Consider the following 22,748-nt stretch of genomic DNA (forward strand, 5'->3'; position numbering starts at 1 on the left):
GCCGGAGCCCGTTTTTACGCGAGGCAAGGCATGAGTTACGAAGTTTGGTCGTTCCAAATGAGTGACGAGAAACGCAGCATCGCGTAAAAACAGGCCCGGCCCTTCGGGTTGCGCGGCAAATTGTGCCAGGCGGCGTTGCAGGGCTTGGCAAGGGAGCAACCATTACCTGCGCCCCGCGCCTTGCCTGGCGCAATTTGGCGCAGCAACGCGGTTCGCCGCGAAACGTTAACAGACCCTAGGACTACGCATGACCGATCACGCCTTGCTGCTGGTAAATCTGGGTTCGCCGGCCTCCACCGAAGTGGCCGATGTACGGCGCTACCTCAACCAGTTTCTGATGGACCCCTATGTCATCGACCTGCCCTGGCCGCTGCGCCGGCTGCTGGTGTCGCTGATCCTGATCAAGCGGCCGGCCGCCTCGGCCCATGCCTATGCCTCGATCTGGTGGGAAGACGGTTCGCCCCTGGTGGTGCTGAGCAAGCGCCTGCAGCAAGCGATGAAAGCCGCCTGGACCCAGGGCCCGGTGGAGCTGGCCATGCGTTATGGCGAGCCGTCGCTGCACACCGTGCTGACCCGCCTGGCCGGGCAGGGCATCACCCAGGTGACCCTGGCGCCGCTCTATCCGCAGTTCGCCGACAGCACCACCACCACCGTGATCGAGGAAGCCAAGCGGGTGGTGCGCGAGCACAACCTGCCGATCCGCTTCTCCATCCTGCCGCCCTTCTACGAGCAGCCGGAATACCTCGATGCCCTGGTCGACAGCGCCCGGCCCTATCTGGAGCAGGGCTTCGATCACCTGCTGTTGAGCTTTCACGGTCTGCCGGAGCGCCACCTGCACAAGCTTGACCCTAGCGGCCACTGCCTCAAGGGCGATGATTGCTGCCGCACGGCGTCGCCCGAGGTGCTGGCCGGCTGTTACCGCGCCCAGTGCCTGCGCAGCGCCGAGCTGTTTGCCCAGCGCATGGGGCTCAAGGACGGGCAGTGGTCGGTAAGCTTCCAGTCACGCCTGGGCCGGGCCAAGTGGATCGAGCCCTACACCGAAACCCGTCTGGACGAACTGGCGGCCCAGGGGGTGAAGAAGCTGCTGGTGATGTGCCCGGCCTTCGTCGCCGACTGCATCGAAACCCTGGAAGAGATCGGCGACCGCGGCCGCGAGCAGTTTGTCGAGGCCGGTGGCGAGAGCCTGCAGCTGGTGCCCTGCCTGAACGATCACCCCAGCTGGGTGGCGGCGCTGAAAACCCTGAGCGAGCGCGCGCCCCTGATGCTTTGAAGTGACGGGTGGCCCGCTATGCAGGCGCCTGGTATTCCACCCGATTACGCCCCTTGTGCTTGGCCTGGTACAGCGCTCGGTCGCTGGCGGCGTAGAGGCTGGCGTAGCTGCAGAAATGCCCTGCGGGGATGGCGGCGAGGCCGATGCTGACGGTCAGCCCTAGCTCCAGACCATCTACCCGGCGTAGCTGCTGCTCCACGCGCTGGCGCAGCAGTTCGGCAATCTGCCGGCCCTGCTGCAGGTCGCACTCGGGCAACAGCAGCACGAACTCCTCCCCACCGATACGGGCCAGGCTGTCGCTGGCACGCACCTGGCTGGCCAGCAGGCTGGCGGTCTGGCGAATGACGCTATCGCCCACCGGGTGGCCGTAGTGGTCGTTGATCTGCTTGAAATGATCGAGGTCGAGCATCAGCAGGCATAGCGGCTGACCATTGCGTTCGGCGCGCAGCAGCTCGTGGTTGACGATTTCGCCAAAGGCGCGGCGATTGAGCAGGCCGGTCAGGGGATCGTGTTCGGCCAGGTAGCTGAGGCGTGCATTCTGTTGCTCCAGCAGTTGCTGCTGGCTCTCCAGGCGCTGTTGCTGGCTCTGGATCTTGGCGAAGTGACGCCACTGCGACCAGGCCAGGGCCAGGGCAATGGCGCAGATGGACAGGCCATTGACCCGGTTGCTCAGGAGCAGTGCCGGGTCGTTCTGGGTCTGGCCGATGCCCCAGATAAACAGGCCCAGGGTGCCGGCAAACAGCAGCAGGGCGCTCAGCGGACGGTGCAGAAAGACCAGCGCCACCAGGGTGCAGCCCACCAGCAGCGGGGTGATATTGCTGGTCACCAGCTGATCGATGCTGCTGATCAGCGCGGCAAAGCCCAGGGTGCCGAGAATGCCGATACTGACGCAGGCCTGACGTACGCGCTGCCAGTGCGGGCGTGGCTCAAGCCACCAGGCAGCCAGGGCAAGAAGTGTGAAAAACAGCAGCATGCCGACATGGGCCAGGATGATGCCTTGCAACCACAGCGCCTCATTGTCCGACTGTACCGGCCGGCCCCAGAACATCCAGATATGCAGCAGGTTGACTGGCGGCGCCAGGGGCGCAGCCAGTTTCAGGCGGTGCAGGTTGTGCTCCAGCTGCTCAGCGCGCCATTGCTGCTGAGTCAGGGCCTGCCAGTTGATACCGCCGATAGGCAACGCAAATGCTCCGATTCGTTTGGGCTGTGATGTCAGGATGGCATCTATGCGAGCTAGATTAGCGGCTTTCTCTGGCCAAGGCGATGCGACCTGAGTCGCTGATGGCCGGTGCGGCGTTGCTCGATGATTTCCCAAACCCGCCGAACTTTGTAGAGTGCGCGGCTGTTGGCCGTCTACCGGCCGTATCCCATCGCTGGAGAGCTTGGCATGCCTATCATCACCACCGATCTTGCACGCTGCGTGGCCCGAGTGCGAGCCGGCGACCTGCTCGGCATGCCCACCGAAACCGTCTACGGCCTGGCCGCCGATGCTGCGAACGCCGAGGCGGTGGCCAAGGTCTTTGCCCTCAAGGGGCGGCCCAGCAGCAACCCGCTGATCGTCCATCTGCATGATGCCAGCCAGGCCGGCCAGTGGGCTGCCGAGGTTGCGCCCGCCGCGCAGCGTTTGATGGCTGCCTTTTGGCCTGGGCCGCTGACCCTGGTGCTACCGGCCCGTGACGAGGTCTCGCGCAGCGTCACCGCCGGCCAGGACAGCGTGGCCCTGCGGGTGCCGGCACATCCGAGCGCGCAGGCGCTGCTGGCGGCATTTGGCGGTGGCCTGGTGGCGCCTTCGGCTAATCGCTATATGTCGATCAGTCCGACCAGCGCGGCCCATGTGGCGCAGCAGTTTGCCGACAGCGACCTGCATATCCTCGACGGTGGGCCCTGCCAGGTGGGGCTGGAGTCGAGCATCGTCAGCCTGCTGCCGGGGGATCGCCCGCGTCTGCTGCGCCGCGGCATGCTCAGTCAGGCCAGTCTGGAGGCGGTGCTCGGAGAAGCACTGGAAGGTCAGGATGGTGGCGTGCGCGCGCCCGGCCAGCATCATCGTCACTATGCGCCCAGCACCCCGACCCTGGCCTTTGTACAGGCGCCTTTCGAGGCGCTGGCATCCCCGCGTTGCGGTTGGCTCTGGTGTGGTCAGGCCCTGCTCAGCCAGGGGCCGGCGGTGGATCTGGGTGATGAGCCGCAGGCCTATGCCGCAGGGCTTTACGCCGCGCTCTATCGGCTCGACGCCCTGGGCCTGGAACGCCTGTATATCCAGCTGCCGCCGCTGCAGGACGCCTGGGGTGCGGTGCACGATCGCCTGGCCCGTGCCAGCCAGCGGCTCTAGGTGCTCAGGCCGGTAGCGTCGGAGTCGCCAGCGGCACTTCGGCGAAGCGGCTGAAGGCCTGCGCTGCCGGCGACAGGCTTTTGGTGCGCCAGCGCACCAGATACCAGCGGTTGGGAATGGGAAAGTCCTCCACATCCAGCTCCACCAGGTTGCCCGGTGCGGTGTGGATCAGGGTGTGGCGCGAGAGGATGGCGATGCCCAGGCCCGCCGCCACCGACTCCTTGATGGCCTCATTGCTCTCGATGGTCATCTGCGGCCTGAGGTTCCAGCCATGGCGGGCGAAGTGTTCCTCGATGGCCAGGCGCGTACCGGAGCCGGACTCGCGGCTGAGGAAAGGCTCCGTCGCCAGCTGCTCCCAGCGGATGCGCTGACCGGTGAAGCGATGCCCGGCCGGGGCGATCACCACCAGCGGGTTGTCGGCCAGGGGCACGGCTTCGAGGTCCAGGTGGCGGGGTGGTTGGCTGAACACATAGAGGTCGTCGCGGTTGTCCTCCAGGCGGCGGATCACTTCCGAGCGATTGGCGATATTCAGCTCCACCTCGACCTGCGGATACTGCCGGCAGAAGGGGCCGAGCAGCCGTGGCACCAGGTACTTGGCGGTGGTCACTGCGCCTAGCCTGAGCTGCCCGGCGGTCAGGCCGTTGAGCTGGGCCAGGCGCATCTCCAGGCGATCCAGGGCATCGAAGATTTCCCGCGCCCCGGCCTGCACCTCGCGTCCGGCATCGGTCAGGTGCAGGCGCTTGCCCAGTTGCTCGAACAGCGGCATGCCCAGGGCCTGCTCCAGCTTGGCGACCTGGGTCGACACCGACGGCTGGGCCAGGTGCAGGGCGCGGGCCGCTTCGGTCACGCTCAGGCGCTCGGCCACGGCGAGGAAGGTTTCCAACTGGCGGAAGGTGGTCTGACGGGTATGAAAGCGCGGTCTTTGCATTGCTGAAAACCTATGCTTTATTGGTTGATAATCTATTTTTGACTATATCAGTGGGTGGCGAGAATGGCCCTGTCAGTTATCAGAGGGCTTTACCATGTCGGTCGCGCTTTCTTCCCAGGGTTATCCGCGCACGGGCACTCGCCCGTGCATCGCCTTTCTTACCTGTCACGACAAGGCTCGTCTGGTGATCGATGCCTTGGCGCCGCTGGGATTTTTTGTCGAGCCGGTGAGCCGTTACGACACCGATCATTTCGGCACCTTCAGCCGTGAAGTGGCACGCACCGGCAGCGCCCATGACACGGCGTTGGCCAAGGCCAGGCTGGCGGCCTCTCTCGGTGGTGCACGTTATGGCCTGGGCAGTGAAGGCAGCTTCGGTCGCGACCCGCACATTGGTTGGATGCCCTGGGACTATGAGGTGCTCTGCCTATGGGATGCCGAGCGCCAGTATGAAGTGTTCGCCCTGGCCGGCTCGGGCGCGACCAACTACGCCCAGGCTGCGGTCGACAGTCTGGATGCCGCCGTGGCGTTTATGCAGCGTGCGCGTTTTCCCGAACATGCCTTGATCTTCGGGCGCCCCGGTGAAGCCTGGTTCCGCAAGGGCATCCGCGAGCGAGATTGGCTGCTCGACCAGTTGCAATGGCTGCTGGCGCGCGAACCCAGTGCCTGGCTGGAAACCGATATGCGCGCCCATATGAACCCGCTGCGCCAGGTGGTAATCCGCGACGCCGCCGAACAGTTGGCGCGCAAGCTGAAAAATCACTGCCCGAGCTGTCAGGCACCGGGCTTTGCCATCGCCCGCAGTGAGCCGGGTTTGCTCTGTGCCGACTGCGGGTGGGGTACCGCGCTGACTGCTGCGCATATCTGGCAGTGTCCGGCCTGCCAGCATGAGGAGCGTCACCCCGTCAGCCAACTGGCCGGTGCCAGTCAATGCGAGCAGTGCAACCCATAAATAGCCTCGCCTTCTGCGCTACTCGCTTGCCGCTACTTGCCTCAGACCACTGGCGTCGAATGGCTCTGCTAAGGCCGCGCCCTCTGGACGCGGCCGCTATTGCTCAAACCGCTGGCAGCGGCTGCCAGCCGGAGGCCGTGCGGCGCTCCAGTTGCGCCGGCTGACCGTCCAGGCGCAGCAGGTACAGCCAGCCATGCTCAACCAGATCGCGTACCACGGCGTGCGCCTCGATCACCCGGTCGATCATCGCCTGCGGCGCCTCGATCAGCACATGCAGGCGCAGCGGGCGGTGCATCCATTGCCGACCGTCGTGCACCGACTGACGCGCCAGGCCGATACGCAAGTCGCCGCCGTTGCCCTCGAACACGCCGATATGCCCGCCCACCACGTTGTGCAGCAGCTTGTTGCCGCTGCCGAAGCGCAGGTTGTCGGTGGTGGAGGTGAAGTACTGCAGGTTGATCCAGTGCGCCACCACCATGGGCGCGGTCATGATCAGCTCCAGCACGGCGCCCTCGCTATCCTGGCGCCAGTCGTAGTCATGCAGGAAGGCACGCCCCTGCAGGTCAACGTCACGGGTGCGCGCACGCGGCGCGGCGATAAACGCGGCGTTGCCGGCCAGGCCCCATTCGGGGCGGGTCTGGGCCCAGTCACGGGCGCGTCGGCGCAGCAGCCCGAGCAGCTTGCCCGGCTGCTCCCGGGGCAGGCCCAGGCTGGCGGCACGTTCACCGCGTACCTGCTGCGCGGCAGCGTTCAGGGCCTGGCGCAGGCGTTGCCAGTCCGCGGCCAGGGCTGCGGGAACAGTTTGTTCGGCGAAGATCTGTACCTCATCGGTGCTGGTGTTGTGCAGACCGGCCAGTACATGGCAGTGCGCCGGCAGCTTATGCCCGCGGGTGTGCAGTTCGGCGCGCACCTCGGTGTCGTTTAACAGGCTGGCCAGCAGGCGGGCGTTGACTTCGCCGCTCTGGCCGCAGCAGGCGCCACAGTCCAGTCCGGCCGCCTGAGGGTTGTTGGCGCTCTGGCTGCCGTGCCCGATCAGCACCAGCAGCGCCGGCACCGGGCCGTTAAGGCCCATGGCCTGGAGGATGCGCGCGGCCAGATCGACCTTCTGCGCCAGCGGCAGCTCTGGCAGCCGGGGCTGCAGTTGCTGCCACTCACTGCTGCGCCAGGCGCTGCGGTGGGGCTCTTGCGGGCCGCTGGCAAGACCACAGGTGCGCCCGAGCAAGGCTGCGGCATAGCCCAGGCCGACACTCTCGACCAGGCTGAAGGTGGAGGCCGGCAGGCGCTCGAACAGACGCCAGCGCGCCTTGCGGCTCAGGCGTGCCTGGCGCGCCTGAGCCAGGCGCTGATCCTGCGCCGCATCACCGCTGCCGTCGCTGATCGGCAGCTGCGGCGCCAGCAGGCCCGGCAGTTGTGGGCGGGTGGCGGCGGTGCCCAGTGGGGTATAGGCGATGGGCAGGCCGAAAAAGCCGGCGAAGCCGCCGGTCTCAAGGGCCGGGCAGACCTGTTCCAGGGCGCGGCGCAGCGGCTCGGAGCGCACATCGATACAGAAGAACAGCTTGGCCAGCGGCGCCTGGGGCAACGCCGCCGATTCTGTCCGACACAGCTTGCGTTGCAGCTGTGCCTGCCAGGCCAGCTCGTCGGCCCGCTGCCACAGCTGCAAGGCCTGCCAGGCGGTCGAGGGCGGCTGCTGCAGGCGTGCCTGCCAGGCCGCGCGCCAACGCTGCCAGCGGCTCTGGGCGTCGCGCTGGCGATCATCCACCAGCCATTCCCAGGCCGCGCGGATGGCCAGCAGTTCCAGCAGGGTCTGCTCATCCTCGCCCTGCAGGCGTGCCTGCCAGCGCCGATAGGCACACCAGGAGGCCCAGCCCAGGCTGCGCAGCAGCAGGCAGTCGAACCAGGGCGCCCAGTCTTCGGTACTCAAGCCCAGGCGCTGCACCGCCACCTCCAGTGCTGTCTGGGGTTGCAGCGGCAGCTCGGCGATACGCTCATGCAGGTTGCGGCAGTCGCTGAGCACACTCAGGCCGCGATCGGCCAGCATGCTGCTGCGCCAGCTCTGGTACAGGCCGGCGCCTTCATCCGGGCGCCAGTCGGCCTGTTCGCGGTCGAACCAGGCGGCGCAGCACTGGCCGATCTGCTGGGTGATCAGCAGCGGCCAGCCCGGCAGTGGGATGCTGGGGTCGGCCAGGTCTTCCAGCAGGGGCAGGCCTGCGTCTGCTTGCGCTGGCGCATCCAGGGCCTGGACCAGTTGCTCGATGGTCCAGGGCTTGTCCTGCTCGGCCAGGGCCTGCTGCAGGTGCTGCGCGGCGATGCGGCCCTCCTGCCAGGCCTGCCGGTAGTCCTCGGCACTCAGGGTCAGGCGGCTGCCGGCCCGTTGCCAGAGCTGTTCGGCAACCTGCTGCCAGGGTTGCTCGCGGCGCTCCCACAGTGGGCTGACGGCGATCATGCGGTCCAGCGGCCAGGTCGGGGCGATCCGCTCGCAGGCCTGCTGGGCCGCCAAATGCAACGCATCCCGGTCGAGTCTGGCGAAGTGTTCGAGGGCAGTCATGGGCGATCTCCAGAGGGCGAGGTCAGTGGGGCGGGCGTGCGCACCGGCCAGAGGCGGAAGGTCAGACGGGTGAAGTGTTCATCCAGGTAGAAGCCAGCAAACGCCAGCGGGTACAGCCTTTGCGCCAGGGTGCCCTGGGGGCGGGCCAGGATCAGCGCCTGCAGCAGGTAGAGGCTGAGAAACAGCAGCAGCGCCAGCACGGTCAGCGGCCAGGGGGCAGCGGGGCTCGGTTGCCCGAGTACCCAGGCGGCGGCCTGGTGCCAGAGCAGGTAGGCGCCGAGCAGCAGGGCAAATATGCTCAGCCCGAACAGCACCTGGCCACGGCGCAGGCACCAGGGCGCCAGACCGATGGCCAGAATGGCCAGGGCCACCAGGGGCAGCGCCTGGGCCGGCAGCAGCCAGGTCCACAGCCCCTGCAGCAGTGCCAGGGTCAGACCGGCCAGGAGCAGAGCCATGAGCAGATCGCCCAGGCCGGTTTTGGGCGCCTGTGGGTGCAGGGCGTGCTGGCGGTACAGGTTCACGGTGTCACCGGCCGCGAGGAAGGCGTGGGCCTTGTACAGCGAGTGGGCCAGCAGGTGCACCAGCGCCAGTTCGTAGAGGCCCAGGCCGCATTCCAGCAGCATCAGGCCCATCTGCGCGCAGGTCGACCAGGCCAGGCGCACCTTGATACTGATGCGCGTCATCATCACCAGCGCGGCGATCACCGCGGTCAGACCGCCAACCACGACCAGCAGACTCTGCGCCGGCACGGCGGCGGAAAACAGCGGGGCAAAGCGCAGGATAAGGAAGCCGCCGAGGTTGACCAGCCCGGCGTGCAGCAGGGCCGACACCGGGGTTGGCGCCTCCATCACCTGGATCAGCCAGCCATGCACCGGCAGTTGCGCGGATTTGAGGATCACCGCCAGGGCCAGCAGCAGCGCCGCCAGTTGCAGATCCCCGCCCAGCTCACCACCGGCCTGAAGACGGTCGTTTACCGTTTGCAGAATGACCGCGATAGTGCTGTCGCCGCTGGCCCGTACCAGCAGCACGGTGGCCAGGATCAGGCAGACATCGGCCAGACGGCTGGCGAGAAACTTCTTGTGCGCCACCACCAGCGCCTGAGGGCGGTCGCGGTAGAAGGTCAGCAGTTGGTGCAGGCACAGGCTGGACACCATCCAGGCGCCGACCAGCCAGTACAGATCCTGGCTGGTCACCACAGTGGCGATGGCCGCCAGGGTGGCCAGCAGGGCCAGCACATAGCGCCGTTGCCCTGGCTCACCCTCCAGATAGCGCTGGGAATAGTCGATGATCACCAGGGCCAGCAGGCCGACCAGCCCGGCCATGGCCAGCCCCAGTCGATCATCGTCTTGTCCGTTCAGGGCCGCCTGCAACCCGGCCAGCAGCACCAGGCACAGGCCCAGGTAGCCGGCGCCGCGGGCAGGCCACCAGAAGGCGTTGCGCCTGCGCAGCAGGCAAACCGGGAGCAGGGCCAGGGCGTAGAGCCAGGGCAGCAGTTCGAGCAGGGGGGGCAGGGTGATCGGCATGGGTGGATCTCCGAAGACGGGCAATGGGCCTAGTCTCCGGCAGGTGTTGAACTATTAAAAATAGATTGATATGAATGAATCGTTCTTTTAATTGGAATGATATGTGCGCCGACTCAACTTCCATCACCTGCACTATTTCTGGGCCGTGGCCAAGGAGGGCAACCTCACCCGGGCGGCCCAGGCGCTGCACGTGTCGCAATCGGCCCTCTCCACGCAGATCCGCGCCCTGGAAGATGACCTTGGGCATGCGTTGTTTATTCGCAGTGGGCGCAGCCTGCTGCTCACCGAAGCCGGCCGGCTGGTGCTGGATTATGCCGAGAGCATCTTTGCCCTGGGCAGTGAGCTGCAGATGACCCTGCAGGGTGCCCAGCGGGAAAACCAGCCGCTGCGCATCGGTGCGGTGGCGACCTTGTCGCGCAACTTTCAGGAGAATCTGCTAAGGCCCTTTCTCGGCCGTGCCCAGGTACGCATCACCCTAGAGTCGGGCAGCCTGGATGAGTTGCTGGAGCGCCTGGCTCTGCACAAGCTGGATGTGGTGCTGACCAATCAGGCGGTCAGTGGTGACGGCCAGCGGGCCTGGCATTGCCGCCTGCTGGACCGCCAGCGCGTGTGCCTGGTGGGGCCGCCCAGGAGCGGGCGCCAGGCATTCAGCCTGCCGGCCGACCTGCAGCAGGCGCGTCTGATCGTGCCGGGGCGCAGCAGCGATATTCGCAGCCAGTTCGAGCTCTACTGCAACAGCCACGATTTGCATCCGCTGATCTGCGCGGAAGTCGATGATATGGCCATGCTGCGCCTGCTGGCGCGCGACTCCGGAGACATGGCCCTGCTGCCGGCGGTGGTGGTGCAGGATGAGCTGCAGGCCGGGGTGCTGGAGCTTTACGCGGAAATTCCGCAGATCGCCGAGCAGTTCTTTGCCGTGACCCTGCAGCGACATTTCGGCCTGAGCATTGTCGAGGAACTGCTGGCCGGCCACTGAGCCTCAGGGATGCCCGTGTCTGTTGCGACTGGCCTGCACAATCCGCTGCGCCGGTACACGCAGTTGGGTCAGCAGATACTCGGCGAAATCCGCCGTATAGGGCTGACGGGCGATGGCGGCGGCCATGCAGGTCAGCCAGGCTTCGCTCAGCTTGTCGTCTATCGGCCACTGGGCATGGAAGGCCGGGATGGCGATGCTGCCGTATTTTTCCTGGAACAATTTGGGCCCACCCAGCCAGCCGCTGAGAAAGCAGGCCAGCTTGTCGGCGGCCAGCTCCAGGCTGTCGGCATGCAGGCGGCGCAGAGCGCCAGCCTCGGGCAGCTCATCCATCAGCTGGTAGAAATCGGCGACCAGCCGGCGCAGGCCGTCGATGCCGCCGGCGGCTTGGTAGGAGGCGTCGCCGACGCCGTAGCTGGGGGTAGGGGACATGGCAAGCTCTCGGGAAAAGCCGTCATTGTAAGGGGCCAGGATGGGTTGGGCATGCTGGCCACTCAGAGCATGAACAGCTTTTTCTGTAGGAGCCAGCTTGCTGGCGATCTTGGCGGGTTAACAGCATCGCCAGCAAGCTGGCTCCTACAAGCGCTGCTGCCAGGGCGGGTTGGCCAGGCGCTGCTGGAGAAAGTCGCACAGCGCCAGCACCTTGGGCGAGGCGCGGCGTGAGCGTGGGTAGAGAGCGTGGATCCAGTTGTCGGTGGGCCGCACGCCGGGTTCGAGTACCTGTAGCGAACCCTCGTCGAGCTGGCGCTGCACGATAAACACCGGCAGCACGGCCAGCCCCAGGCCGGCCATGGCCATATCGCGCATGGCCTCGCCGTTGTTGCTGGTAAAGCGGCCGCTGGGCGAGAGGTTGAGCGGTTCACCGGGCGCATCGAGGCGCTCGAACGACCAGACCTGGCTGGTGGCCACATTGCTGTAGCCGATGCAGGCATGGTAGAGGATCTGCTCGGGGCGCTGCGGCAGGCCGTGGCGCTGCGCATAGGCCGGGCTGCAGCACAGCACCCGTGGGCTGGGCGCCAGCTCGCGGGCGATCAGGGCGCTGTCGCGCAGGTGTGAGACGCGCAGGCAGAGGTCGTAGCCCTCGCGTTCGAAGTCGCTGATGCGGTCATCCAGTTGCAGGGCCAGCTGGATGCGCGGGTGCTGCTGCATAAACTCGGCCAGCAGCGGCGCCAGCCACAGGGTGCCAAAACTCATGGGAGCGAGGATGCGCAGGCTGCCGCACAGGCCGCTGTCATCCAGGCTGGCCAGCTCGGCCGCCTCATGCAGCGCGGCCAGGGCCGCCTTGGCCCGGGGGTAGAACTGCAGGCCGCTTTCGGTGGGCGTCACCTTGCGCGTGGAGCGGTACAGCAGCTTGGCCCCCAGGCGCCGCTCCAGATCGCTCAGGCGCTTGCTGACCACCGACTTGACCACCCCCAGGCGTTCGGCGGCCAGGCTGACACTGCCCAGCTCCACCACCTGAAGGAAGGTCTCGATTTCCTGCAGATCCAGTTTCATGGCGCCCCGCATGCCGTGGTGATTCGAGCAAGCATAACTGCAACCAGGGCGGTGGATTGTTCGCTCAGGGCGAAAAGTCATTTCGCCGCCAGCCGGGAGGTCGGCGGCGCCCCCGGGGGCTAGGCTGTGTATTCACCCCCCTGCGCCCTGTGGCGCCCGGTTAATGCCCATTCCCAGGAGGTTCATCATGTCTTTTACCTACAAGCGACTGAACAAGGACGACGCGGTTCTGCTGCTGGTCGATCACCAGGCCGGCCTGCTGTCGCTGGTACGCGATTACACGCCGGACGAGTTCAAGAACAACGTGCTGGCCCTGGCCGATATCGGCAAGTTCTTCAACCTGCCGACCATCCTCACCACCAGTTTTGAAAATGGCCCCAACGGGCCGATCGTGCCCGAGCTCAAGGCCCTGTTCCCCGATGCGCCCTATATCGCCCGGCCGGGGCAGATCAACGCCTGGGACAATGAGGACTTCGTCAACGCGATCAAGGCTACCGGGCGCAAGCAGCTGATCATCGCCGGTGTGGTTACCGATGTGTGCGTGGCCTTTCCGACCCTGTCGGCGCTGGAGGCCGGCTACGAGGTGTTCGTCGTCACCGACGCCTCCGGCACCTTCAATACCAGCGTGCGTGATGCCGCGCTGATGCGCATGGCCCACGCCGGAGCGCAGATGCTCAACTGGTTCAGCGTCGGCTGCGAACTGCACCGCGACTGGCGCAACGATATCGAAGGCTTCGGTGGCATCCTCGGCGGCCATCTGCCGGCCTATGCCAACCTGATTCAGAGTTATAGCCAGAAGTAGTCCGGAGGGTAGCGGCCTGGTGCTGCTCACTGACGGTCATGCGCATTCTGCTCCCCTCTCCCCAGAGGGGCGAGGGGACTGAATGCGTTCGGCCTGGCTCAAGTGAGCGGCATCAGACAGTTTCCTCGCGCCAACCCGCTGCGCCGCTCCGGTGTAGCGGGTTTTTTCTGGGTTAATACATAGCTCAGGATTATGCATAACATAATAAATATACATTTGATAAATGCGAGGTGCAGGCGGATTCTTGGCTCGCGGTGGTGACCGCTTGGTCATCCAGTGTGGTGTGAAGTGGGCGTGCAGGTGACAGCCGGCTTCACAGCGAACCCCGATCCAGAGGACAACAAGATGAATAAGACTCTCCGTTCCCTGCTGCTGTGCAGCGCTTTTGCCCTGGCGCCGCTGGCGGGTGTGCAGGCCGCTGAAGGCAAGACCCTGCGCCTGGCCACCGAAGGCGCTTACCCGCCCTTCAACTACTACACCGCAGACGGCAAGCTGGCCGGCTTCGATATCGAGATCGGTCAGGCCCTGTGCGAACGCATGCAGGTCAAGTGCAGCCTGGTGGCCCAGGACTGGGACGGCATTATCCCGGCGCTGCTGGGGCGCAAGTACGATGTGGTGATCGCCTCCATGTTTATCACCGAGGAGCGCCGGCAGATGGTGTCGTTCAGCGACCCCTATCAGAAGTCGGCGATGACCTTCGTGGTGACCAAGGATTCCACCCTGAACGATTTCAGCCCCCAGGCGCTGGCCGGCAAGACCATCGGTGCTCAGGGCGCCACCACTCAGGCCGATTATCTGATGGCCATGTTCCCCGATTCCGATGTGCGCCTGTATCCGACCCAGGATGCGGTGAACCTGGATCTGGCCTCCGGGCGCCTGGATGCCCAGGTCGGCGACATGATCCCCATGCTCGACTGGACCCAGAAGTCCACCGATGGCAGCTGCTGCCGCCTGGCCGGCGAGCCGATCAGCGATCCCAAGTATGTGGGCGAAGGGGTCGGTATGGCCGTGCGCAAGGAAGACGAGGCACTGCGTCAGCAACTCAACCAGGCCCTGGCCGCGATCATCGCCGATGGCACCTACCAGGCGATCAACGACAAGTTCTTCTCGGTCAACCTGCTGACCCTGGAGCAGTAAGCCTCGCGCTGCTGACCCGCTGAACGAGAAGAGGATCTGTTATGGACTGGCTCACTTACCTGAGCTTTGGTGATGCCGGCTGGGGCGACGAGTTGCTCCAGGGCCTGGGGGTGACCCTGGCCCTGGCCCTGGCCACCCTGCCGCTGGGCCTGTTGCTGGGCCTGGCCGTGGCGGCGCTGGCGCTGTTTGGCGCGCGCCCGGCGCGGGCCCTGGCCCTGGCCTTCAGTACCACGCTGCGCGGCCTGCCCGAGCTGCTCACCCTGTTTATCATCTACCACGGTGTGGGCATGGGGCTAAATGCCCTGCTGCGCTGGTACAACCCCGAAGCTGGCTATCTGGAGCTGAGCCCCTTTATTGCCGGGGTGCTGGCCCTGGGCCTGGTCTTTGCCGCCTATTCCAGCGAAGTCTGGCGTGGCGCCTGGCAGGCCCTGGATGGCGGCCAGCGTGAGGCGGGCGAGGCCATGGGCCTGCGTCGCCTGACCATCTTCCGGGTGATCGAGCTGCCGCAACTGCTGCGCCTGGCTCTGCCGGGGCTGGGCAACCTGTGGATCAACCTGCTCAAGGACACCGCGCTGGTCTCGGTGATCGCCCTGAGCGACCTGATGCGCATGGCCAATATCGCCGTCGGTGCGACCAAGAAGCCCTTTCTGTTCTTCCTCGTGGTGTGCCTGGCCTACTGGCTGGTGTGCCTGCTCTGCGAATACCTGCTGGGCCGGATGGAGCGTCGCGCCAACCGCGGCCAGCGCATGGGAGGGGCCGCGGCATGATGGAACTCATGATGCGTTTTTCCGGCCAGCTGCTGGCCGGTGCCGGCCTGACCCTGCAACTCACCGCCATCGCCGCGCTGCTGGCCTGCGCCCTGGCGTTGCCCCTGGCCATCGTGCGTTGCAGCGAGCGCGGCCTGCTGCGCTGGCCGATCCGCCTGTTCGTCTCGTTCTTTCGCGGCACGCCGCTGCTGGCCCAGCTGTTCCTGGTTTATTACGGCTCCGGGCAGTTCCGCGCCGAGCTGAGCCAGCTGGGACTCTGGTGGTTCTTCCGTGACCCTTACTACTGCGCGTTGCTGACCTTTGTCCTCAACTCCGCGGCCTATCAGATCGAGATCCTGCGCGGCGGTCTGCGCGCGGTGCCCTACGGGCAGATCGAGGCGGGGGTGGCCATGGGCCTGTCGCGCTTCAACCAGTACCGCACCATCATCCTGCCCAATGCCTACCGCATCGCCTTTCCGGCCCTGGGCAACGAGATCATCCTGCTGCTCAAGGGCAGTGCGGTGGTCAGCGTGATCACCCTGTTCGATGTCATGGGCCAGACCCGGCGCATCTTCTCGCAGACCTTCGATTTGTCCGTATACCTCTGGGCGGCCGTGCTCTACCTGCTGATGACCAGTGCCTTCGTCTGGCTCTGGCGTCGCCTGGAGCTGTGCCTGACCCGTCACCAGCGCCTGCGCCAGGCGCCCACCCCTGTCACTGCGCCTGCTGCCAAGCGGGTATCCGCCGGAGTTTCCTTATGAGCAACGCCGCCTTGCAGGTGGAAGACCTGCACAAGACCTTTGCCGGTATCGAGGTGCTCAAGGGCGTCTCGCTGACCGCCGAGAAGCATGACGTGATCAGCATCATCGGCTCCAGCGGCTCGGGCAAGAGCACCTTGCTGCGCTGCATGAATCTGCTGGAATTCCCCGACAGCGGCCGCCTGCGGGTGCAGGGCGAGGAGCTGGAGCTGGTCGCCAATCGCCGCGGCGGCCGTTCGCGCCGTTTTCAGCGGCAGATCGAACGGGTGCGCTCGCGTCTGGCCATGGTCTTCCAGTCGTTCAATCTGTGGTCGCACATGACCGTGCTGGAGAACGTGATGCTCGGCCCCTGCCTGGTGCACAAGCGCAACCGCACCGATGTGGAAGCCCAGGCGAAGAAGCTGCTGGCCCGGGTCGGCATGCTGGAGAAATGCCAGATGTACCCCGATTGCCTGTCCGGCGGGCAGAAGCAGCGGGTGGCGATTGCCCGCGCCCTGGCCATGGACCCGGAGGTGATGCTGTTCGACGAACCCACCTCGGCCCTGGACCCGGAACTGGTAGGTGAGGTGCTCAAGGTCATCCGCGAGCTGGCCGAGGAGGGGCGCACCATGATCATGGTTACCCACGAGATGCGCTTCGCCCGCGAGGTGTCATCCAAGCTGGTGTACCTGCACCAGGGCCGCATCGAGGAGCAGGGCAGCCCCGACCAGCTGTTCAACGCCCCGCAATCGGACAATCTGCGCCGCCTGCTGGCCAGCCAGTATTGAATTTGTAGGGTGCGCCGTGCGCACCGCTGATCCCCCAATAACGCGATGGTGCGCACAGCGCACCCTACCTGAGTGAGTCATACCCATGAGCCAAGTTGTCTCCCTGTACCCCTGGAAACGTGCGCAGCACCTGGAAAGCGCCCATAACCAGCTGCTGATCGACGGGGTGAGTGCCCTTGATCTGGTCGAGCGTTATGGCTCGCCGCTGTTCGTCTATTCGGAAAGCCAGCTGCGCAAGAACGCCCGCGATATCCTGGATAACTTCCGCCGCGCGCATGCCAATACCCGGGTCTGCTTCGCCAGCAAGGCCTGCGCCAACCTAGCGGTGCTCAAGGTGTTCAAGGATTGCGGCCTGGATCTGGAGGTCAACTCCGGCGGCGAGTTCTACAAGGCGCAGATCGCCGGCTTCGCCCCGACGCAGATGGTGTTCAACGGCGTGGCCAAGCAGGTGGGCGAGCTGCGCGAGGTGATCGCTGCCGGGATCAAGGCGATCAACGTCGATTCGCTCTCGGAGCTTTCACGCATTCTCGGCGTAGCGACCGAGCTGGGCCGCCAGGCGCGGGTCAGCCTGCGCATCATCCCGGAGATCCAGGGCGGCGCCGCCGCCGGCTGGCAGACCGGCACCTCGGCCTCCAAGTTCGGCATGACCGCCGCCGAGCAGAACCAGGCCATCGAGCTGATCCTGGCCCATTCCGATGCACTCAAGCTGGTCGGCGTGCATGCCCATATCGGCACCCAGATCACCGATATCGCGGTGTATCAGGCCGAGGCGCAGTTCCTGATCGACTATGTACGCCAGGTGGCCGAGCGCCTGCCTTACCCGCTGGAGCACCTGAACCTGGGCGGCGGCTTCCCGAAGAACTACAGCAGCGCCGAGGCCAACTTCGACAGCGTGGCGCCGCACTACCGCGCCAACTATCGCACGGCGGTGGACTTCGCCCAGCTCGCCGAACAGCTGATCAAACCGGTGTCCCAGGCCCTGGGTGAGCAGATCGAGCTGATCGTCGAGCCGGGGCGCAGCATGGTCAGCGACACGGCCATCCTCTTGACCCGCATCGAGGCGCACAAGCAGCGCCAGGGCCGCCCGGTGTTCTATCTGGATGCCGGCTACAGTGTGCTGTTCGACCTGTATAACGGCTGGTACTTCCATATGCTCAACGCCTCCCGCGCGGAGGATAGGGACACGCAGCACTGCCGCATGGCCGGGCCGCTGTGTGACAGCAGCGACACCTACTACGACATCGAGGGCGAGGGCGCGGTGGCGGACCTGATCGCCGAAGAGCCGGCGCTGGCCGAGCATCGCGCGGTGCTGGAACAGGTGCTGGTGCACCAGCCCAACCTGCGCGAGCTGCCGGCGGCCACCGCCCAGGGCGATGTGATCGCCCTGCTGGATGTCGGCGCCTACGCCCTGGAGATGATGAGCCAGTATTGCGGCCGTCAGTCCGCCGCCGCTGTGCTGGTGGATCTGCAACAGGGCAGCCGCCTGATTCGTCGCCGTGGCGAGTATGCCGACCTGCTGGCCCATGATCTGGACTGAGCAGGTAGTGTGCGCCGTGCGCACCGGCAACCCACAACCGGCTGGTGCGCACGGCGCACCCTACGCAAGCCTTGCGCCAGGGCGCGTGAAGGGTGCACTGTTGCTCCCGGAGTGGCCGAGATGACGGCCTGCCTGGGAGAACTCTCGATCATGCTGTCGCCCCGCGAGCGCCTGTTGCGCAACCTGGACTGGAACCTGCTGTACACCTTTCTGGTCATCGTCGAGGAAAGCAGCATCACCGGTGCGGCGCGCAAGCTGTCGCTCAGCCAGCCCAGCGTGAGCAATGCGCTCAAGCGTCTGGAAGAGCACCTGGGCATGCGCCTGATCCAGCGCAAGAAGGGTATGTTCTCCCTCACCGAGCAGGGCCTGCGGGTCTACGAGTACATTTCCTCGGCCGGCAGCATTATCGGCAAGATGGCCGAGCAGTATGCTGGCGAGGCCGGCGCGGTGCTCGGCGAGCTGCATATCCAGGTGGCCAGCCATGTCAGCTGCCAACCCTTTGACGACAGCCTGGCCGAGTTTCACCGCCTCTACCCCAATGTGCTGATCAGCCTCAGCTCCCAGCCCAGCGCCGACATAGTCGACGCGGTGGCCCGGGGTAGCCTGCATATTGGCATCAGCAACAAGAAGACCGCCCAGACCGGCCTGCACTTCGACCTGCTCGGCTACGAGCAGATGGCCTTCTACTGCGGCCCGCGCCACCCGCTGTTCGGTCGCGACAACCTGACTGCCGCGGATCTGCGTGGCCTGGCCTATGTCTCCTTTGAGAGCGACCAGCCCGGCGAGGGCCTCAGTGCGGTCAACTCGGTACGCACCGAGCAGCAGTTCTGGGGCCGCCTGGTGGCGGTGTCGCCCAACGAGGAGGAAGTGCGCCGGCTGATTCTCGCCGGCCTCGGCTTCGGCGCCCTGACGGTGGAAGGCGCCAAACCCTTTGTGGCGCAGAAGCTGCTGTTCCAGCTGCCGCCCTACGACGAGCTGCCGGTCAACGAGGTGTACCTGGTGACCCCGGAAAACCAGCTGCTGACGGATGTGGAGCAACTGTTTATCGGCCTGCTGCGCGAGGCCTCGGTAGCGGCGGTGCGGGCGCGTTATTTCAAGGTTTGATCGGCAGGGCACAATTCCCTGTAGGAGCGGGCCACGCCCGCGATCTGCACGCGACCAGGCAGGTTCGCGGCCATGGGCCGCTCCTACGAGGGGGCCATAATGAAAAAGGCGAAGCCTGCGGGCTTCGCCTTTTTCATTTCTGTTACCGGCTTAGTGCCTGCGCGGTACCGGCTTGAGCAGTTCATCCGGTGGCATTTCGCAGGTGATCTTGCGCCCCAGCAGTTCTTCGATGGCCGGCAGGGCATAGGCGTCGTCTTCGCCGGCGAAGCTGATCGAGGTGCCGCTGCTGCCGGCGCGGCCGGTGCGGCCGATGCGGTGCACGTAGTCGTCGGGGGTTTCCGGCAGGGTGAAGTTGATCACGTGGCTGATGGCATCGACATGGATACCACGGCCGGCCACGTCGGTGGCGACCATCACGCGGATCTTGCCTTCGCGGAAGCCTTCCAGGGCGCGGATACGCTTGTGCTGCGGCACGTCGCCGGACATCTGCACGGCGCTGACGCCGTCGCGGGTCAGGCGTTCTTCGATGCGCCGCACTTCGTCCTTGCGGTTGGCAAAGACCATCACCCGCGTCCAATCGTTCTGCGTGATCAGGTTGTACAGCAGCTTGTATTTGTCGCTGCCGGCCACGGCATAGACGTGCTGTTCCACCGTGTCGCTGGCGACGTTTTCCGGTTCGATCTCGACTATGGCCGGTTCGGTGGTCCACTGCTTGGCCAGGTTCATCACGTCGTCGGTGAAGGTGGCGGAGAACAGCAGAGTCTGGCGCTCGCCCTTGGGCGGGGTCTGACGGATGATCTGCCGCACCTGGGGGATAAAGCCCATGTCGAGCATGCGGTCGGCTTCGTCCAACACCATCACTTCGACCATATCCAGGTGCACTTCGCCGCGCTGGTTGAAGTCCAGCAGACGGCCCGGGGTGGCCACCAGGATGTCGCAGAAGCGCGACTCCAGCTGCTTGAGCTGTTTGTCGAAGTCCATGCCGCCAACGAACTGCATGACGTTGAGGCCGGTGTACTTGGTCAGCTCGGCGGCGTCCTTGGCGATCTGCACCACCAGCTCGCGGGTCGGGGCGATGATCAGCGCCCGCGGCTCGCCCATATAGCGCTCTTTCGGCGGCGGGGTCTGCTGCAGCTGGGTGATGATCGAGATCAGGAAGGCGGCGGTCTTGCCGGTGCCGGTCTGGGCCCGGCCGATGGCGTCGCGGCCGCTCAGGGTATAGCCCAGTACGCCGGCCTGGATCGGCGTGCAGTAGGGGAAGCCCAGGTCATGGATGGCATGCATCAGCTCGGGGGAGAGCTTGAAGTCGTGGAAGCGGGTCTTGCCTTCGGCCGGCTCGACCTTGAAGTCCTCCAGCTTCCAGTTGTCCACCTGCTTGGCCGGGCGTTCACGGCGCGGCTTCTTGGCTTTGCTGGCGGTCGTCTGCGCGTTGGCCTTGGGGGCGTTGTCGCGCGCTGGCTGCTGGTTGGCACGGTCGCTCGGGGAGGGTTGGTGATCAGCGCTTGCGGGTGCGGTGGCCGGGCTGACAGCCTCTGGCTGCGGGCCCTCGTCCTTGCCGAACATTTTCTTCAGTGCTTTGAGCACGGGCATCTCTTCGATTGGTTAAGGAATGAACGGGCGCCAGTGTAATGCAAGAACCCGGCGCGGCGAAGTACTGCGGCTTGACAAAACGGCCAGTGTCGCGACGAGCCTGCGCCAGTGGCCGTCAATGACTCATGACTCCGCGGGCAGGCTGGCGAGCAGCAGGCGTTGCACATTGCCGCCCATGATGGCGGCGATGTCCGCCTGGCTGAAGCCGGCCTGCTGCAAGCCCTGGGTCAGCAGCGGCAGGCCGGTGACGTCGAAGGGCGTATGCACGGTGCCGTTGAAGTCCGAACCCAGGGCCACATGCTCGACGCCAACCAGCTCGGCGGTGTGGCGCATGGCGCGGACGATGGCTTCGACCGAGGTGGCGCAGACCGCCGCATCCCAGTAACCGATGCCGATCACCCCACCGGTGGCGGCGATGGCCTTGATATGGGCATCACTGAGGTTGCGCGGGCCGGGGCAGGTGCCTGCCACCCCGGTATGGGACACCAGCACGGGGCGCGTGGCCATGGCCAAGACGTCATCGATCAACGGGCGCGAGGCGTGGGCCAGATCGATCAGCATCTGTTTCTCTTCCAGGCGCCGGATCACCTGGCGGCCCAGTGGGGTCAGGCCACCCTTGTCCAGGCCATGGGCCGAGCCGCCTACTTCGTTGTCGAAAAAGTGGGTTAATCCTGCGATACGAAAGCCCGCGTCATAGAGGGCATCGACATTCTCCAGCTGGCCTTCGATCGGTTGCAGGCCCTCGGTGGCCAGCAATGCGGCAACCCGCTGCGGGTCCTGCTGCCAGGCCTGGTAGAAGGCGGCCAGATCGGCGCGGCTGCGGATCAGGCTCAGCTTGCCCTGGCTGGCGGCACTGGCCTGTTGCAGCTTGTCGGCCTGATACAGGGCGCGTTGCAGCAGGCTGTTCCAGGTTTCCCGTGGCCAGCGCTGGGCCATGGCCAGCAGGGTGATATTGTCGCTGTCGGCGGCGTTGCGCTCGTAATTCAGGCCGCGCGGGGTCTTGGTCACGGTGGAGAACACCTGCAGGGCCACGCGCCCTTCGAGCAGGCGCGGCAGGTCGGAGTGGCCGAAGTCATAGCGCTGCAGCAGGTTGCGCTCCCAGAGCAGGGCGTCGTCGTGCAGGTCGGCAATAAACAGTTGCTGGTGCAGCTGCGTGGCCGCTGTTCCGGCGCTGTAAGGCGCAGGTGTCTCGACGCTATTCATCTGGCGGTCGAGCAGGTTGGGCAGGGTAAAAAAGGCGACACCGCCCAGGGCGAGCAGCGGCAGGATCAGCAGGGTTTTGCGCATGGGAGCATTCCGGGGCTTATTGTTATGCCCGGAATGTAGCAGGCGTGCGTGGATCAGGTCAGCAGCAGATGCGGTCGCGGCCCTGTTGCTTGGCCCGGTACAGGGCGCTGTCGGCCCGGGCGATCAGGGCATTGAGGCTGTCCTTGGCCTGCATCTGGGCCAGGCCGATGGACAGGGTGACGCCGGGCAGGACGCCGATGGGGGAGTGGAAGGCGCTGATCCGGTGCAGCGCCTGGCGCAGGCGTTCGCCGATGTGCTTGGCGTCGTCCAGGCCTTGCTCCGGAAGCAGGATGATAAATTCCTCGCCGCCATAGCGAATCAGGCTGTCCTTGGGCCGCAGCTGGTTGCTCAGGGTGTTGCTGGTCATGCACAGGGCGTAGTCGCCGGCCAGGTGGCCGTGCTGGTCGTTGTAGGCCTTGAAGTGGTCCACATCCAGCATCAGCATGGACAGCGGCTTGCCATTGAAGGCGCAGCGAGTGCTTTCCCGTTCGAAGATACGTTCCAGCCAGCGGCGGTTATAGGCGCCGGTAAGCGCATCGACATTGGCGTGTTTTTCACTGCTCTGGATCAGCGAATTGCCCTGGCGTACCCGCTGGCAGAGCAGCTCAAGCATGTTCTGCATCAGTTCCGGGGAGTGCTGGAACAGCTTGAACAGCGATTCGCGGTGCAGGCGCAGGGCCAGGCTGGGCACGCTGGCCAGCACATAGGCCGAGGGGCACTGGTTGTCGATAAAGCTGATTTCGCCCACACATTCGCCACTGCCCAGGGTGCTCACCGGGGCGCTGTCGAGGGAGCCGACATGCACTTCCAGCTGGCCTTCGAGCAGCAGGTAGAGGTACTGATTGCGGTTGAAGGGGGAGAGCAGGACTTCGCCCAGTTCCAGTTCGCAGGCGCGAAATTCCTTGAGCAGCAGGTTGATGCTGTCGACGGCGACATTGCTGAACAGCTTGAGGCGCTGCAGCTGCTCGGGGTCGGCCTGCCACTTGACGCTCTTCATGGCGCCAACCGA

General features: G+C 65.6%; 20 protein-coding genes. 11 read left to right on the forward strand and 9 right to left on the reverse strand.

From position 1 onward, the window contains the following. The first annotated feature begins 247 nt into the window (after positions 1-247). A complete protein-coding gene (gene hemH, locus GJV18_RS07030; protein ID WP_160343986.1) occupies positions 248-1,270 on the forward strand; it encodes a ferrochelatase in 1,023 nt (340 codons plus the stop codon). A gap of 16 nt (positions 1,271-1,286) precedes the next feature. On the opposite strand, the gene GJV18_RS07035 is transcribed toward hemH, so the two are convergent. Then, a complete protein-coding gene (locus GJV18_RS07035; protein ID WP_160343987.1) occupies positions 1,287-2,450 on the reverse strand; it encodes a GGDEF domain-containing protein in 1,164 nt (387 codons plus the stop codon). A gap of 207 nt (positions 2,451-2,657) precedes the next feature. Between GJV18_RS07035 and GJV18_RS07040 the strand changes: the two genes are divergently transcribed. Next, complete coding sequence (locus GJV18_RS07040) at positions 2,658-3,599, forward strand: L-threonylcarbamoyladenylate synthase (protein ID WP_160343988.1); 942 nt, start codon at positions 2,658-2,660, stop codon at positions 3,597-3,599. 4 nt (positions 3,600-3,603) lie between these two features. Here the strand turns inward: GJV18_RS07040 and GJV18_RS07045 are convergent, their stop codons facing one another. Further along, positions 3,604-4,527 (reverse strand): LysR family transcriptional regulator, encoded by a 924-nt coding sequence (locus GJV18_RS07045; protein WP_160343989.1) that lies wholly within the window; start codon positions 4,525-4,527, stop codon positions 3,604-3,606. 94 nt (positions 4,528-4,621) lie between these two features. Between GJV18_RS07045 and GJV18_RS07050 the strand changes: the two genes are divergently transcribed. Continuing rightward, entirely contained in the window at positions 4,622-5,476 is an 855-nt protein-coding gene (locus GJV18_RS07050) for a DUF6671 family protein (protein WP_233280078.1), read from the forward strand. Between the two features lie 103 nt (positions 5,477-5,579). On the opposite strand, the gene GJV18_RS07055 is transcribed toward GJV18_RS07050, so the two are convergent. Beyond that, on the reverse strand, positions 5,580-8,021 hold the full coding sequence (locus GJV18_RS07055; RefSeq protein WP_160343990.1) for a YbcC family protein: 2,442 nt from the start codon (positions 8,019-8,021) through the stop codon (positions 5,580-5,582). Beyond that, positions 8,018-9,544, reverse strand: a complete 1,527-nt coding sequence (locus GJV18_RS07060; RefSeq protein ID WP_160343991.1) for an NADH-quinone oxidoreductase subunit L — start codon at positions 9,542-9,544, stop codon at positions 8,018-8,020. The genes GJV18_RS07055 and GJV18_RS07060 overlap by 4 nt, the downstream gene beginning before the upstream one ends. A gap of 103 nt (positions 9,545-9,647) precedes the next feature. Here GJV18_RS07060 and GJV18_RS07065 point away from each other — a divergent pair, with 103 nt between their 5' ends. Beyond that, the gene (locus tag GJV18_RS07065; RefSeq protein WP_160343992.1) at positions 9,648-10,520 is read left to right on the forward strand and encodes a LysR family transcriptional regulator; all 873 of its coding nucleotides are present in this window, start codon (positions 9,648-9,650) and stop codon (positions 10,518-10,520) included. Between the two features lie 3 nt (positions 10,521-10,523). Here GJV18_RS07065 and GJV18_RS07070 read toward each other — a convergent pair whose 3' ends face one another. After that, positions 10,524-10,949 (reverse strand): group II truncated hemoglobin, encoded by a 426-nt coding sequence (locus tag GJV18_RS07070; RefSeq protein ID WP_160343993.1) that lies wholly within the window; start codon positions 10,947-10,949, stop codon positions 10,524-10,526. Between the two features lie 144 nt (positions 10,950-11,093). Continuing rightward, the gene (locus GJV18_RS07075; protein WP_160343994.1) at positions 11,094-12,011 is read right to left on the reverse strand and encodes a LysR family transcriptional regulator; all 918 of its coding nucleotides are present in this window, start codon (positions 12,009-12,011) and stop codon (positions 11,094-11,096) included. A gap of 187 nt (positions 12,012-12,198) precedes the next feature. Between GJV18_RS07075 and ycaC the strand changes: the two genes are divergently transcribed. The 7 genes from ycaC to GJV18_RS07110 all read left to right on the forward strand — a co-directional run bounded on the left by ycaC (position 12,199) and on the right by GJV18_RS07110 (position 18,862). Next, entirely contained in the window at positions 12,199-12,813 is a 615-nt protein-coding gene (gene ycaC / locus GJV18_RS07080; RefSeq protein WP_160343995.1) for an isochorismate family cysteine hydrolase YcaC, read from the forward strand. 345 nt (positions 12,814-13,158) lie between these two features. Beyond that, positions 13,159-13,950 carry an ABC transporter substrate-binding protein gene (locus tag GJV18_RS07085; RefSeq protein ID WP_160343996.1) on the forward strand — a complete coding sequence of 264 codons (792 nt, stop codon included), beginning with the start codon at positions 13,159-13,161 and terminating at the stop codon, positions 13,948-13,950. Positions 13,951-13,991: 41 nt separating this feature from the next. Next, entirely contained in the window at positions 13,992-14,717 is a 726-nt protein-coding gene (locus GJV18_RS07090; protein ID WP_160343997.1) for an ABC transporter permease, read from the forward strand. Continuing rightward, entirely contained in the window at positions 14,714-15,457 is a 744-nt protein-coding gene (locus GJV18_RS07095) for an ABC transporter permease (RefSeq protein ID WP_160343998.1), read from the forward strand. The genes GJV18_RS07090 and GJV18_RS07095 overlap by 4 nt, the downstream gene beginning before the upstream one ends. Beyond that, positions 15,454-16,221, forward strand: coding sequence for an ATP-binding cassette domain-containing protein (locus GJV18_RS07100; protein WP_160343999.1), 768 nt, complete (start codon positions 15,454-15,456; stop codon positions 16,219-16,221). The genes GJV18_RS07095 and GJV18_RS07100 overlap by 4 nt, the downstream gene beginning before the upstream one ends. A gap of 85 nt (positions 16,222-16,306) precedes the next feature. Next, on the forward strand, positions 16,307-17,758 hold the full coding sequence (gene lysA, locus GJV18_RS07105) for a diaminopimelate decarboxylase (RefSeq protein WP_160344000.1): 1,452 nt from the start codon (positions 16,307-16,309) through the stop codon (positions 17,756-17,758). A 120-nt stretch (positions 17,759-17,878) separates the two neighbouring features. Next, positions 17,879-18,862, forward strand: a complete 984-nt coding sequence (locus GJV18_RS07110; protein ID WP_218571970.1) for a LysR family transcriptional regulator — start codon at positions 17,879-17,881, stop codon at positions 18,860-18,862. 150 nt (positions 18,863-19,012) lie between these two features. Here GJV18_RS07110 and rhlB read toward each other — a convergent pair whose 3' ends face one another. The 3 genes from rhlB to GJV18_RS07125 form a co-directional block, all read right to left on the reverse strand. Continuing rightward, positions 19,013-20,446 (reverse strand): ATP-dependent RNA helicase RhlB, encoded by a 1,434-nt coding sequence (gene rhlB, locus GJV18_RS07115; RefSeq protein WP_325065246.1) that lies wholly within the window; start codon positions 20,444-20,446, stop codon positions 19,013-19,015. Between the two features lie 129 nt (positions 20,447-20,575). Next, a complete protein-coding gene (locus GJV18_RS07120; RefSeq protein WP_160344002.1) occupies positions 20,576-21,739 on the reverse strand; it encodes a dipeptidase in 1,164 nt (387 codons plus the stop codon). A gap of 58 nt (positions 21,740-21,797) precedes the next feature. After that, entirely contained in the window at positions 21,798-22,736 is a 939-nt protein-coding gene (locus tag GJV18_RS07125) for a GGDEF domain-containing protein (RefSeq protein WP_160344003.1), read from the reverse strand. Between the last annotated feature and the right edge of the window lie 12 nt (positions 22,737-22,748).

It is taken from the genome of Pseudomonas xionganensis (assembly GCF_009763245.1).
In the GTDB taxonomy this organism is placed as follows: Bacteria; Pseudomonadota; Gammaproteobacteria; order Pseudomonadales; family Pseudomonadaceae; genus Aquipseudomonas; species Aquipseudomonas xionganensis.

Bases quoted from the DNA above. Each gene is read 5' to 3' on its own strand.
- GJV18_RS07110 (WP_218571970.1), top strand. From the start codon at position 17,879: ATGACGGCCTGCCTGGGAGAACTCTCGATCATGCTGTCGCCCCGCGAG.
- GJV18_RS07050 (WP_233280078.1), top strand. From the start codon at position 4,622: ATGTCGGTCGCGCTTTCTTCCCAGGGTTATCCGCGCACGGGCACTCGC.
- GJV18_RS07090 (WP_160343997.1), top strand. From the start codon at position 13,992: ATGGACTGGCTCACTTACCTGAGCTTTGGTGATGCCGGCTGGGGCGAC.
- hemH (WP_160343986.1), top strand. From the start codon at position 248: ATGACCGATCACGCCTTGCTGCTGGTAAATCTGGGTTCGCCGGCCTCC.
- GJV18_RS07075 (WP_160343994.1), bottom strand. From the start codon at position 12,011: ATGAAACTGGATCTGCAGGAAATCGAGACCTTCCTTCAGGTGGTGGAG.
- GJV18_RS07085 (WP_160343996.1), top strand. From the start codon at position 13,159: ATGAATAAGACTCTCCGTTCCCTGCTGCTGTGCAGCGCTTTTGCCCTG.
- GJV18_RS07060 (WP_160343991.1), bottom strand. From the start codon at position 9,544: ATGCCGATCACCCTGCCCCCCCTGCTCGAACTGCTGCCCTGGCTCTAC.
- ycaC (WP_160343995.1), top strand. From the start codon at position 12,199: ATGTCTTTTACCTACAAGCGACTGAACAAGGACGACGCGGTTCTGCTG.
- GJV18_RS07095 (WP_160343998.1), top strand. From the start codon at position 14,714: ATGATGGAACTCATGATGCGTTTTTCCGGCCAGCTGCTGGCCGGTGCC.
- GJV18_RS07120 (WP_160344002.1), bottom strand. From the start codon at position 21,739: ATGCGCAAAACCCTGCTGATCCTGCCGCTGCTCGCCCTGGGCGGTGTC.
- GJV18_RS07045 (WP_160343989.1), bottom strand. From the start codon at position 4,527: ATGCAAAGACCGCGCTTTCATACCCGTCAGACCACCTTCCGCCAGTTG.
- lysA (WP_160344000.1), top strand. From the start codon at position 16,307: ATGAGCCAAGTTGTCTCCCTGTACCCCTGGAAACGTGCGCAGCACCTG.
- GJV18_RS07055 (WP_160343990.1), bottom strand. From the start codon at position 8,021: ATGACTGCCCTCGAACACTTCGCCAGACTCGACCGGGATGCGTTGCAT.
- GJV18_RS07100 (WP_160343999.1), top strand. From the start codon at position 15,454: ATGAGCAACGCCGCCTTGCAGGTGGAAGACCTGCACAAGACCTTTGCC.
- GJV18_RS07070 (WP_160343993.1), bottom strand. From the start codon at position 10,949: ATGTCCCCTACCCCCAGCTACGGCGTCGGCGACGCCTCCTACCAAGCC.
- GJV18_RS07040 (WP_160343988.1), top strand. From the start codon at position 2,658: ATGCCTATCATCACCACCGATCTTGCACGCTGCGTGGCCCGAGTGCGA.
- GJV18_RS07125 (WP_160344003.1), bottom strand. From the start codon at position 22,736: ATGAAGAGCGTCAAGTGGCAGGCCGACCCCGAGCAGCTGCAGCGCCTC.